This window comes from Novosphingobium sp. BL-A-28-Hi1-0D, from assembly GCF_055521755.1.
The window spans coordinates 2,812,940-2,825,429 of sequence record NZ_CM145502.1 but is presented as its reverse complement, the minus strand read 5'-3'; the positions used below and the strand labels follow the sequence as shown (position 1 = coordinate 2,825,429).

At 57.8% G+C, this 12,490-nt stretch carries 12 protein-coding genes; 4 read left to right on the top strand and 8 right to left on the bottom strand.

Annotation, left to right across the window (positions count from 1 at the left end):
• Positions 1 to 9: 9 nt before the first annotated feature.
• The 6 genes from ACZ1JW_RS13720 to ACZ1JW_RS13695 all read right to left on the bottom strand — a co-directional run bounded on the left by ACZ1JW_RS13720 (position 10) and on the right by ACZ1JW_RS13695 (position 6,131).
• Positions 10 to 276 carry a hypothetical protein gene (locus ACZ1JW_RS13720; RefSeq protein ID WP_465140968.1) on the bottom strand — a complete coding sequence of 89 codons (267 nt, stop codon included), beginning with the start codon at positions 274 to 276 and terminating at the stop codon, positions 10 to 12.
• A gap of 202 nt (positions 277 to 478) precedes the next feature.
• Entirely contained in the window at positions 479 to 937 is a 459-nt protein-coding gene (locus ACZ1JW_RS13715) for a hypothetical protein (RefSeq protein ID WP_465140967.1), read from the bottom strand.
• Between the two features lie 93 nt (positions 938 to 1,030).
• Positions 1,031 to 2,506, bottom strand: a complete 1,476-nt coding sequence (locus tag ACZ1JW_RS13710; protein ID WP_465140966.1) for an NAD-dependent succinate-semialdehyde dehydrogenase — start codon at positions 2,504 to 2,506, stop codon at positions 1,031 to 1,033.
• A 75-nt stretch (positions 2,507 to 2,581) separates the two neighbouring features.
• Positions 2,582 to 3,592, bottom strand: a complete 1,011-nt coding sequence (locus tag ACZ1JW_RS13705; RefSeq protein ID WP_465140965.1) for a dihydrodipicolinate synthase family protein — start codon at positions 3,590 to 3,592, stop codon at positions 2,582 to 2,584.
• Positions 3,593 to 3,617: 25 nt separating this feature from the next.
• A complete protein-coding gene (locus ACZ1JW_RS13700) occupies positions 3,618 to 4,613 on the bottom strand; it encodes an ornithine cyclodeaminase family protein (RefSeq protein WP_465140964.1) in 996 nt (331 codons plus the stop codon).
• Between the two features lie 687 nt (positions 4,614 to 5,300).
• Positions 5,301 to 6,131, bottom strand: a complete 831-nt coding sequence (locus tag ACZ1JW_RS13695) for an SDR family NAD(P)-dependent oxidoreductase (RefSeq protein WP_465140963.1) — start codon at positions 6,129 to 6,131, stop codon at positions 5,301 to 5,303.
• A gap of 605 nt (positions 6,132 to 6,736) precedes the next feature.
• Between ACZ1JW_RS13695 and ACZ1JW_RS13690 the strand changes: the two genes are divergently transcribed.
• The 3 genes from ACZ1JW_RS13690 to ACZ1JW_RS13680 all read left to right on the top strand — a co-directional run bounded on the left by ACZ1JW_RS13690 (position 6,737) and on the right by ACZ1JW_RS13680 (position 9,198).
• Positions 6,737 to 7,252 carry a cupin domain-containing protein gene (locus tag ACZ1JW_RS13690; protein ID WP_465142779.1) on the top strand — a complete coding sequence of 172 codons (516 nt, stop codon included), beginning with the start codon at positions 6,737 to 6,739 and terminating at the stop codon, positions 7,250 to 7,252.
• Between the two features lie 114 nt (positions 7,253 to 7,366).
• A complete protein-coding gene (locus tag ACZ1JW_RS13685) occupies positions 7,367 to 8,173 on the top strand; it encodes an ABC transporter substrate-binding protein (RefSeq protein ID WP_465140962.1) in 807 nt (268 codons plus the stop codon).
• Positions 8,174 to 8,202: 29 nt separating this feature from the next.
• Positions 8,203 to 9,198, top strand: a complete 996-nt coding sequence (locus ACZ1JW_RS13680) for a fumarylacetoacetate hydrolase family protein (RefSeq protein ID WP_465140961.1) — start codon at positions 8,203 to 8,205, stop codon at positions 9,196 to 9,198.
• 106 nt (positions 9,199 to 9,304) lie between these two features.
• Here the strand turns inward: ACZ1JW_RS13680 and ACZ1JW_RS13675 are convergent, their stop codons facing one another.
• Together ACZ1JW_RS13675 and ACZ1JW_RS13670 are read right to left on the bottom strand one after the other, a co-directional pair.
• Positions 9,305 to 10,429: an FAD-dependent oxidoreductase gene (locus tag ACZ1JW_RS13675; protein ID WP_465140960.1), complete on the bottom strand. Its 1,125-nt coding sequence runs from the start codon at positions 10,427 to 10,429 to the stop codon at positions 9,305 to 9,307.
• A 15-nt stretch (positions 10,430 to 10,444) separates the two neighbouring features.
• Entirely contained in the window at positions 10,445 to 11,488 is a 1,044-nt protein-coding gene (locus ACZ1JW_RS13670; RefSeq protein WP_465140959.1) for a VOC family protein, read from the bottom strand.
• Between the two features lie 213 nt (positions 11,489 to 11,701).
• Here ACZ1JW_RS13670 and ACZ1JW_RS13665 point away from each other — a divergent pair, with 213 nt between their 5' ends.
• The gene (locus tag ACZ1JW_RS13665) at positions 11,702 to 12,481 is read left to right on the top strand and encodes an SDR family NAD(P)-dependent oxidoreductase (RefSeq protein ID WP_465140958.1); all 780 of its coding nucleotides are present in this window, start codon (positions 11,702 to 11,704) and stop codon (positions 12,479 to 12,481) included.
• Positions 12,482 to 12,490 lie beyond the last annotated feature (9 nt).

Below are 12,490 nucleotides of genomic sequence, written 5' to 3'. Positions count from 1 at the left end.
TTCAGAATATCAATTCCACAGTACAAGGTAGCGGCTCTCGACGCTTGATCGAGGCAGAACATTGTCAGCTGGATTGTCGACTGCGCCATGTATATAGTTGTTACCATTCGGGTTGGCCGAGTCATACCCTTTGAAAACGAGGACCTCAGCCAGCTGAATATCCGAAAAATAGTACCAGCGGTGATCAGGGTTATAACGCGCGAGACGTGCTTCAAAATTGTCCCAAACCGTGCCGCTCGTACCAAAATAGCAGTCGTTAAACACAAAAATCGGCATCTTTAACCGTACGGCTATCAACGAAGGCGAGCATGCTGTCGTGTGGCGGAGGAGAAATGACCTGCCAGGTCTGATACACGGCCATGCGGCTGTACGCCGGAACAGGACGCCCCAAAGCCCTCATCGTCTCCGCTAGGAAAGCTTCAGCGGATGTCTTCGTGACGTCGGCATGCGCCAGCCCGACTTGCGGATCCCAGCCTGGTTAGCGCGACATGGCGCTGCGCCTGGTGGTCAGACCACCAGGCATAGGCAAAGCCTCGTCCGCGCCCGAGAGGGAAACGAGCATGGGAAGCAGCTCCTCCCAATACGCGGTGTTGATGGGGGGCACGTCGAACTGGCGTAAGCGGTTCGCTTCCATAAGCTCGGGATTGAAGGCCACGCGGCTTGGGCTTTTCCGCCGCTGGATCGTGAACCCCTCAACCTCAAGAGACAGCTTGTGCGCAATTGGCCGCGCATCATATATCCGAATCGCATGTTCTTCAGTTGGCGTTATGGTGTTTGAAAAATCGACAAGATCAGTGTTAGCGCGTTCTACAGTTGGCAACAGATAGTTCATTGCCGCATGAAAAGATGGCAGATCCGAAAGGGTCCTCGCAAAATCCGCAGAATTACATGTGTTGTTTGACGCAACATCAACCGCAGCCATATCCATGGCTTTCATTTGTGCCGATTTTCAACAAGCCAATCTTGTGGGCACTCAAGTAAACAGTCTTTTTCAACTCAAGTGCCCATTGAACCCAAGGAGTGCCTCCGCTCAGGATAGAAGCCCACCGAGTGCGACGTATTTGATCTCGAGGTAATCCTCGATGCCATACTTCGAGCCCTCTCGACCAAGGCCAGATGTCTTTACGCCTCCGAACGGCGCAACCTCGGTGGAAATCAGGCCTTCATTGACGCCGACCATCCCGAATTCGAGTCCTTCAACGACGCGGAAGATGCGTCCCACATCGCGTGCGTACAAATAGGACGCCAGACCAAAGGGCGTATCGTTCGCCATCTCGATGGCTTCTTCTTCGGTCTCGAAACGAAAAAGCGGGGCAACCGGACCGAAAATTTCCTCGGAGAATGCACTCGCTTCGCGCGGTACATCGATCAGCACAGTCGGCTCATAGAAGGTGCCGCCCAGGGCGTGGCGCTGCCCGCCAGCAACGACCTTGGCTCCGCGTCCGACTGCATCGGCGATAAGCTCTTCAACCTTGGCAATGGCGTTGGCATCTATGAGCGGACCAGCGGCGACGCCGCTCTCCATGCCATTGCCGACTTTGAGCTTGCGGCTTTCTTCGGCCAAGCGGGCAGCGAAAGCGTCGTAGATGCCAGACTGAACCAGCACCCGGTTGGCCGCGATGCACGCCTGCCCGCAATTGCGATACTTTGCCGCCATCACGCCAGCTACCGCTGCATCGAGATCCGCATCATCGAAGACGATAAACGGAGCATTGCCGCCCAGTTCCATACTGGTCTTCTTGACGGTGGGTGCACACTGTTGCAGCAGAAGCGATCCGACCTCGGTCGATCCGGTAAAGGAAAGCTTCCGGACCAACGAATTGGACGTCAGCTCGCCGCCAATCGCGCGTGCCGATCCCGTGACAATGTTGCAGAGACCAGCGGGCAGTCCGGCCCGTTCTGCAAGCACGCCAAGTGCCAGCGCCGAAAGCGGAGTCTGGCTTGCCGGCTTGATCACACCACCACAACCGACAGCCCAAGCGGGACCGGCTTTCCGCGTAATCATCGCCGAGGGGAAATTCCAGGGCGTGATAGCGGCGAATACACCCACAGGCGACTTTTGGACGAGGATGCGGCGGCCATCCGCGTTGTGCGGGATTATGTCGCCATAAACACGCTTGGCTTCTTCCGAAAACCATTCGATGAAACCTGCTGCGTACAGGATCTCGCCTTTGGCTTCGGCGTGCGGCTTGCCCTGCTCCGACGTGAGGATCGTCGCAAGATCATCGATGTGCTCGATCATCAGGTCAAACAGCTTCCGCAGCACTTTCGCCCGGTCTTTTGGCAGCGCCTTTCGCCAGCTCTTCATTGCCTTGTCGGCAGCGGAAATTGCCCGCGAGGTTTCGGCTGCTCCTCCATCCGGCACGCGCGCAATAAGTTCGCCCGTAGCCGGATTGCGGACATCAATGGTCTTGCCGCTGTCCGCCTGGACCCACTTTCCATCGATCAGCATTGCATTCCGAAGCAACTCCGCATCGCTCAGCGGGAGTGCAACCACCTTGTCCATAGTAACCTCGAAACTTGAGTAACGTTGGAAAGCGAGCCCCAAATTTCCGAGGGGCCCCTTTTCGGTTAAAGGCTGTTATTCCGGGTTGCGCCCGACGAAGAACGCCTCGTCCGGATCAGCCATGGGATTGAGCCCGGCTTTGATCATGCCCTGGCGCAGTGCCTTCATGCTATGGGAATGCACCCGCATCGTCGGATGCGGCATTGGGCCACCGTTGTAGCCTTGGAGCCAGCCCTCGTATTTCCACATCATGCGGTTGATCAAGCCGTGTGCGGCCACACCCTGTTTCAGGAATGCGTCACGCGCAGGTTCGATCTGATACCAGATGCGCGTCGCCTCGTCGTATTCCCCGGCCGCAAGCAGCTTGTGGATGTGCGGAATGGTCGGGCCGTAAAGCGAGGTATAATTCGTGCCCGAGAACTGGATCGGCATGACCTGGGCCAGCGGCACATACTCGAAGTCGAGCGGGCAGGAAACAACGACCTCCTTGTGGAAATGCCGATGAACCTCGATCATCGACATGAAGTGCGGGGTTCCACCCTCCGCCTTGATCCCAGCAACGTTCGGACAATCATCGACCAGCCGGCGCAGCACGGAGACCGGGATATCCGAAGGATGAAGGCGCTGGAAACCCCATGCCGGCAACTGGAACAGCATGACGGCCAGATCGGTCGCGTCGCACAGGGTCTTCGTATACTGATAGACCTCTTCGTAATCAGCCGGATAGAAGTAAGGCGGATAGCTCAGTAGAACCAATTCCGCACCGCCTTCTTCGGCCAACTTCAAAGCCTTGAGATTCTGCTCAAGGCTGTTGAACACCGCATGGTGAACGATAATACTGCGGCCCGCAGCCTGATCATTCATGACCGACAGGAAATGCCCGTACTGGTCCAGAGTGATCGCCACTTCCGAGCAGGCAAGTGATCCGATGAAGCCGTGCTCGATCGAGAGTTCGACGTCGTGGCGGATCGCCTTCTCGTTCAAAGTCTCGAAATCGGACTTCAAGGTGGGGATCGTGACGTTCGCGACGCCATTGAGCATTTCGCGGCCCCACTCGCGGGCCTCGCTGCGCTTGTACCTTGCCATTGCGAATTTCCTCTTTTGGTCTGAACTAGATGGCCTTGCCCACGAATTTGACTGGCAGGGGAACGGCCAGGCCGGCAGCGATCGCGCGGTCCAGAATTGCGCCGCCGACGACGACATCCTGAATTCCGCCACCCACTGATTTGAACATCGGGCGGCGCGCGCTTGCCACTTTCGCTGCGGCCGAGCCGTTCATAAGATCATTCAGGGAGATGGTCCGGGAATCCAGATCCACGCCGGCGGCCTTGGCAGCAAGCATGTCACCCGTCTCGTGGAGAACTTCCTCGATCATGTCGCACACGATGAGGTCCGCGCGTTCGACCACAGACACATCGATCTCGCGCTGCTCCGGGACGGTAGAGCCGATCGATACGACGGCCGCATGGTCCTGAAGCCAGTTCCCGAAGAGAATGGGCTTTTCGTCATGCGAGCGGGCGGCGGTCAGCACAATATCCGCCGCACCGACAGCTGCTTCCGGTGTTTCCGCCGCGACCACCGACATGCCAAGTTCATCGCTCATCGATTGGGCGAAAGCCTCGCGGCGAGCAGGATTGGTGCTGTAAACGGCAATCTCGGCAAAGTGGCGAATGGCCGCAAAAGCGCGGATATGCATGGACGCTTCAAGGCCGCTGCCAATGACGCCCAGACGGAAGGGGCCCTGCCCCACAAGCTTGTCCAGCGCTGCCGCAGACGTTGCTGCAGTTCTGTAGCCGGTGATCAGGTTCGCATCGAGGAAGCCTGCAATTCGGCCGGATTCCCGGTCGAAAAGCACAATGACATAATCGACCACGCGCCCGCTGGGCGCCATCGATGCGCCCATGAGCTTGGCACCGAAGTATCTGGAACCGGGTGGGTTCGAGGGCAACGCGCGCATCCAAGTTGGCCCTTCGGCCGCAACAACCCGCGGAGGACACGCCCCCGGCCCGAACGGATTCGCGTAGACATGCTGCAAAGCGTCAACCGCGTCTTGCCAATCAAACACCTCGCGAGCAACATCGCTCGAAATGAAGAGAGGACTATCCATTCTGCTTCACACTCAGGCCTTTCAAAAATCATCAAGCGAACCGCTGCCATTTTCGCAGCACGCCCGTTTCTGCGGGTACCTCGCCGACCGGAATCAACCGACGACCGAATACCTAGTCCATTAAGAGCCGTAGCGTTTTGTATAACTGATCGCAACAGGCTTCTCAAAACGACCGGAAGATCGATCTGCAGGATTGAACGGGTGGTTCACCTTGAGTTCGAAGACACCGCAATGCAGCCACCCCAATGCGCCTCCTCACCCAGCACTTTGCTCGAAAACTTCTATATATCCAGCCAAATAAGATGCTCGGGCCAATCGCATTGCGCCACTCAATCTGAGCCACGCCAAGTGGCTTGTGGCGTGCAGACCGCAAGATACGGAATTTGCAATACGGTTCGTTTTTATATAGGCGTCAGCCTACACTGAACCGGAATTGCAGAGCATGACTTTGCCTCAAATCGAACCGCCGTAGACCACGCGTCGATTCATAACGGGAGCGAACGAATCTGGCTGGCGGACCGCATGGGCGATTGCTGCAGCTCGAACCCGCAGTGAGGTTCTGCTGCAGCAATTATCAGATATTTTCCAGCACCGTGTAGTCTGCAGAGGCAGTCGACTGCGGCGACATGCCTTGACGAGCACCGTCAAACAGTTGTGATCCGTTTGCCATCGCGCACATTGCCAAAATCACGCTGTCCTGAGACGCGAAGCCAGCGCGCCGACCTTGTTCACCCCTCCTCCGTCGACCGGGATGTTCACGCCAGTGATGAATTGGGACTCGTCCGAGGCCAGAAAAATGCCGAGGAAGGCGATATCGGCCGGAAATCCATGGCGATTGAGCATTGGCGAGCTGTCAAACAGTTCACGAAAGCTTTCGCTTGCATCATAGAGGGTCTGAAGGTGGGGGCCAATGATCGGTCCGGGCGAAATGCAGTTCACACGGATCCAATGCGGCGCGCCCTCCAACGCCAATTGTCGCGTCACGGCAATCACTCCGCCCTTGCCTGCGCTGTGCGCAGTGGCTCCGATCCCTTCTGCGGCGAGCATGCCTGCACACGATGCAATATTGATGATTGAGCCGCCTTGCTGGGCCGTCATGATCGGCCAAACTGCCTTGGTCGGCATGAAAATCACGTCGAGTTCCAGGCGGATGGTCTCATGCCACTGATCGACTGTCATATCGGAGAACGGAGCCATATGGACATGGGCGCCGTTGTTGTAGAGCACATCGACCCTGCCATGCGCTGCCATTGCCTCATCAACCCAGGCCTGGGCCTGCTCAGGCGATGACGCATCCACGACGCTCGTCGTGATGGACAGACCACGCGCGGCAGCGGCTTGCGCAGTTATCGCCAGAGTCTCAGCATTGATATCACTGGCGAACACATGCGCTCCGGCCTCGGCAAACTTTAGCGCGACGACATGCCCCTGCCCTCCGCCAGCACCCGTGATGAGCGCAACCTTACCACCAAGCCTACCGTCGCAGACCCCGCGACTGATGCGGTGTTCATCGATCATTTCTGTTCCTCTCCCTTTTCGGACCGCAATCGGAATACAAAGCTCAAGCCTCGTGCTTGCGGGTTCCGACGCAATCGCCTCCCTTGCAACCAATTCGAGTCACCTTGCGGGCCGGCAATCGCATGCGGCCCCAAACTAATATCTTCCGAGCGAATTACTCTGGACCAGATGCAACTCATCACTGACCTGTGCACCGATTTCTCTGCCCCAGCTTCCATACGAGCTGATGCCTCGGACGACAAAGTTCGCACGAAAACTTAACCGCCACGTTTTGGCCCATATTAGCATCCGACGCGTTTTGTAATGGCTTGCCGATCGCATTGTCAAGGTTGTGACGGAGGACCGCGCCGTATCACCACGCTTAGCTTGGCATCCAGCGTTCGACTTGCAGCCGCCGAACCCAGCGGTCCACGGCAGGGGCCTTCTGCATGAAACAAGCGGTTGAAACAGGCAGCCTGAGGGTTTCAGCAGCTAGCGTTCCGGCAGGCCAGTCGGCCTCGAACCCAAAGCCGGACCTCCGAAAAGAAACTTTACAATACGGCTCGTATCTTTATGAAAGAGCCATTCGAGACACATCCACTTCAGGGAGACGAAGCTTGGCTGATATGAACGGACCTAAGCGGTCACGCCGGATCGTGACAGGAGAGCATGCGGACGGGCGCTCCTATTTTGTGTCCGACGGTCCTGCCCCCAACCACTTTCAGGCAGAATACGCTCCTTCGTTCGTGCAAGTCCTGTGGGCCACCGGCGAGGGTGCAGCGAAGGGCGACGAGCCGGCTCCGCAGGGACACGCGTTCGGCTTTCACTCAGAGGGCGGCTCTATCCTCCGGATCGTCGATTTTCCGCCTGACAGTGAATACGATCTGGCGTCCATGGCGGAGTTTCTCGATGAACATCAGGTGGCGGCCGAAGGTGACACCCGTCACTTTTGGTTCCACAAGACTGCGTCGCTGGACTACGCAATCTGCCTCGAAGGCGAGATTTACGCCATGATGGATGAGGGCGAAACGCTTATGCGACCAGGCGATATCTTGATCCAGCGAGCCACGAACCACGCATGGTCCAACCGCTCGGACAAGCCCTGCCGGATGATTTTCGTGCTTCTGGCACTGGAGCATTAATAGGCCGCCCGAGCGGTTTGCGCCTGACTATCTTGGCAAATCGCGCAAGGAATTTTGGTATTGTCACCCTCCCCGCGCCTTCGCATTCTGTGGTTCGGACCTCTTCCAGCAGCATTGCTTGCGGAGGCCCGAGGCGCGCACCCCGGGCTGGATGTTGAATACCTGCGCACGAAATCATCGGATCAACAGTTCGAGCAACTTGCCGATCACTCGGTGGATGCCGTGGTCACTGCCATCGACAATGTCGTGGAATGGAACCGCCGCGCGCCCGATGCAGATTTTCGGGTCTTCGCGCAAATGGAGAAGACGACCGAACTAACCCTGTTCGGTCGTCGCGGACTGGCTGATATCGAATCCCTTGGTGGCTGCAACCTGCTCGTCGATGCCCCGGCAAATGGCTTTGCCGTCGCCTTGCTGGCACTGCTCGACCTAGCGGAAATCAACCGAGCAGACTGCAATCTCATGCCGGCCGGGGGCGTGACTGAAAGGCTCGACGCACTGCTGGCTGGCAAAGGCGATGCCACGCTACTGGGACCGCCGTTCAACCAAGCCGCAGTAGCAGCAGGTTGCCCTGTTCTGGCCAGCGTAAACGAAACCTGGCCGCAATTCCCAGGCCAGGGCTTAGTACTCTCCCGCAAAAGATATCGCGAGCTGTTTCCAGCACTTGCTGCATGGATCAAGGGCTTGAGCGAAACGCGCGACTGGATGGCTGCTTCGCCACAAAGCGCGATTGCCGGGTTGGTGGAGGCGGGCCTGCCGCCCGCCTTTGCTGCCGCAGCTGTCACTGCAGCCCCAACCAGCTGGCGGCCGGATCCGGCAGGCATTGAACTGCTGATCGAGCATCGCCGCATTGCCGGGCTTGGTGGCAGCAATCTCAGCTATTCGGATCTGGTCGACCTGTCGCTTGTCGATCAGGTCTAACCTGTAAAATGCACGATAGAGGATTCCCCATGGCAGACACATTCGCGTTGTGCACCTCTCTCGGCCCGAACGGCTCCAAAACGGTCGGCATGTGCATCGATGACACAGTCTGGAGCATCGCCAACCTCGCACAAGCTGCCGGTGCTGACGGCGCGCCCCTTGCCGCCGCCTCGGTTATGAATATGCTCGAGGACTGGAGCCGCTCGCTGGACACACTCCATGGGTATGCGGCAATTGCGCGAAGCGGCAGCATTCGCGGCGTGGCAATGGCGGGCCTGAATCTGCGATCGCCGCTGGAATTTCCGCGCCAAGTCTTCTGTACTGGCGCCAATTACCGCAAGCACGTGGTCGATCTGACGGTCGACATGGGCGTCGGCCCCGAAGGTCTCGATAGCGATGGTTTGCGCGCTTGGGCCACCGAAATGATGGAAAAGCGGGCGGAAGAAGGCGAACCCTATTCGTTCACCAAGCCCGTTTCCGCGATCGCCGGCCCCAACGATCCGTTGGTCGTCCCCGCCACGACGACCAAGCTGGACTGGGAGATCGAGTTGGGCGTCGTGATCGGCCAAGGCGGCTACAACATCCCGCTGGCGGGCGCGATGGATCACGTTGCCGGCTATGTTATAGTCAATGACATCTCGGCCCGCGACCTGATTGCGCGGACGGACTACAAGATGCTGGGCACCGACTGGTTGAGGGCAAAGGGACAGCCGGGTTTCCTGCCTGTCGGGCCGCTATTCGTTCCGGCGTGCTTCGTATCAGACCCATATGATCTATCCCTGCGGCTAACCGTCAGCGGAAAGGTCATGCAGGACGAAACCACTGCCGACATGCTTTTCGATATTGCAAGGCAAATTGAATATACGTCGCGCTATGCCCAACTCCTCTCGGGTGACATCATCTGCACCGGATCTCCGGCTGGGAACGGCACTCACTATGACCGTTATCTTCAGCCAGGCGATATAATGACAGCAGAAATCACCGGACTTGGACGGCAGGTTGTGGAATGTATTGCGCCTCGCTGACGTCCAGGGGGGATATCCTGCCCAGCGACGCCACGAGAAATGCGGTGTGGCCGAAATGCAGCCCGGCCAACACACTTTCGTTCCAGACAGTCCAAACAGCCGTCCTTTAGATCGGCTCGCCGACAAACTTCCTGACACGGTGGTACAGGCCAACCGGATCGGCGTCGGGAGACGGGTTCATCTGCCACTCCCCCAACTGGATGGAGTTGGCGGCGACGTATTTGGCCCGGTCGAACCGGCGATGCATGAACTTCGTCAGGCGATCTTCAAGCGCGCCAGCGCTGGAATATTCCTGTGCCAAGACAATGGAATCCTCAATCGCCATGGCCGCGCCTTGCCCCAGGTGCGGAGTCGCCGAGTGCGCAGCATCTCCGATCAGAACAATTCTGCCCTTGTACCACGGCGCAGGTAACACGCAGGCTTCAAGCGGACGATAGACTACCAGTTTCGGGTCAGTGATGTACTGAGCGAATTGCTCCACCACCGCGCCCTTCCCGATGAGCCGCTTGCGCATTTCGACGTCGAGTGTCTCAGACGGAAAGTGTGGATTGCCCGGCTCTGCAACAGTTATGAAGATGTACATCGTTTCTTCGGTGAGCGGAACTGTGCCGATCGACATGTCGGGGTTGGAAATATAGGCTTCGGCCCATTCCAGATTCTTTGGCCGCGGCAAGTTATAGCGCCATACACCTTGTCCTGTGAACTTGGGCTGGTGCTGGGCTCCAAACAGAAGGTCGCGAACCTTCGAATAGGCACCGTCGGCGCCAACCACCAGATCATATGTTCCAGAACTGCCGTTAGTGAAATCGACTGTAACACTCTCGCCATTGTCAGTGATCGTCTGGAACGTAACGCCCTGCCTCAGCAGAATGCCCAACTCGGTGATGCGCTTGTACAGCACATCATGAAGCGCAGGACGCGCCAGACCGAGATCAGCGGGAAAGTCCTCGCCAGCTGTCGACACACCTTCATCGCGTGCAATCTCACTGCCGTCCTCGTTGTTGAGAAAGCGCCACCCACGGTAGGCATAGCCTGCTTCAACGGCTTCCTTGCCAATGCCTAGTTCAGCCAAGGCTCGCACGAAGTTGCTCTGAACAATGATTCCAACGTGATAGACACGCCACCTCTGGTGGATCTCGACGATTTCCACATCGATATTGCGCTGCTTCATCGCGATGGCAGTTGAGAAACCTGCGACGCCACCACCAATGATCAAGACCTTGCTGGTCATCCGAAGCTTCCCTTCCTAGTTTCTGGCTACGGCTGATCGCGCAGCCGGTGCGGCCGCGGACTGCGGGGTATTGGCTGAAGGATAATAGTCCATGGGGTCGCAAAACCCGACGCCCCATTGCAACTCCTGTTCACGAATGAAGTCTGGCATGTCGTGGAGATAGTTGATGAATCCGAACAACTGGTTCCACACGCGCGGCACCCAGCGGTCGTCAACAAAATCAATATCCGCGCCGTATTCCGCAACGCCCCCTGAAGGCGAGACCTGGTACAGGAATGCCCCCGAACTCAGCCGGTGCCGCCCCAACCCCCAACTGGACTTCGGCCAGCCACGGCGTTCCATGTAGTTTTTGCCGACCATGATCTCGTCGATATCCTCGACGCCGAAGTTGGCATGATGAAACTCGATCCGGCCAGAGAAACCCAACGCATTGTTCGCAGCATCGGCGAGAAAGACGTGGTGATGATTTCCTGCACCATCAGCCCTGATATAGACACCTGAGCCGATCTGGATTTCCGTCAGTCGAAAATTCAGACGGCCGCGGTAGAAGTCGAGAGCCTTATTGACATCCGGGAATGCCCAGACGACATGGTTGATCACCTTTGGCAGCGCGCGCTTGATCCATTTGCGCATTTCGTTGACACGATTGACCTTGCCATGGCTGTTTATCGGTGAGCTGGCACCGTGCACCTGTTTTGGTGTCCAGACCTTGAAGCCCAGGGCCTGCCCGAAGCTGGTGACCATTCGCACCGTTCCATCAGCATCCCGGACAAGGTCGTGGTCGCGCGCAAGGTCGGCGAGGAGGCAGTCGAGGCTCTCTTGGGAATCCACACCCCAAATGCATTCGCGAACTCCCAGTCCGATTTGTTCGGATTTCAGGAACCACGGATCATCGATCATTCGGATGCAGGTTTTCGCACCGGATTCCACCCGGAAGGTCGCGATCATCGCATCGTCATCTCGGGTGACCAATGGCAAGCCGAAGTCCTCGAAGAACCGAATGGACGCGCCGAAATCTTTGACGCCGTAGACGAGCGTTTCTATGCCGACGATTGCCACAGGAGCATCCCTTTGCTGAATATCGATACGATACGGACTGGATAATAAAAGTGGCGCGTGTTAGCTTTGACCGAAATCAAATTCGACGCAGAACGTAAGCACCGCGGGATAACAGGCGCCAAATCGACCGGCTCGCCGCTCTGGCATTAACTGGGCAAGGCGCTAGCGCGATATCCACTCACGAGGCTTGCGGCATTCACGAGGAGAAGACATGTGACCGAACTACGTCAGGGCGGTGGCGGCCCTTATCCACTCGAGGGCCGAGTAGCAGTAGTCGCAGGCGGTTCGGGTGGGATCGGAGCAGTGACGGCAAAACGGCTGGCTGCAGACGGTGCACAGGTCGTTGTCGGCTATAACAGCAGCGCCGAACGAGCCGAAGAGGTCATTGCCGAACTCGGCGGTCGAGAGGCCGGTCACATGGCTCTCCGCATGCCGATGAACGATACGGCCGCACTCAATGCAGCAGCGGCGCTTGTTGAAGCAACCTATGGGTGCGCGCACATCCTCATCAACAGCGCGGGCATTACCAAAGCAGTTCCGCACGCCAATCTTGACGATCTGGACGACGAGAGTTTCGATCACATCCTGATCACGAACGTTCGGGGTCCATTCGCAACCATTCGGGCTTTCGCTCCAATCCTGAAAAAGGGGTGGGACTCGGTTATCGTGAACGTGTCCTCTATTTCAGCCGAGACCGGGTTGGGCAGCTCCATCGCCTATTGCGCATCCAAGGCGGCGCTCGACACGATGAGCAAGTCGCTTGCCAGAGTTCTGGGCCCAGAGATTCGCATCATCACTGTTTCGCCGGCGGCGGTCGCAACCGATTTCGTGCCTGGGCGTGGTCGTGAAGGTGTTGAGAAGCAGGCATCGGTCACCCCGCTGTGCCGAGTTTGTGAACCTGATGACGTTGCAATGGCCATCCAGGCAGCGATCACCCATCTGCGGACTACGACCGGCAGCGTAATACAGGTGGATGGGGGACGGCATCTGTGAGAGGGCTGC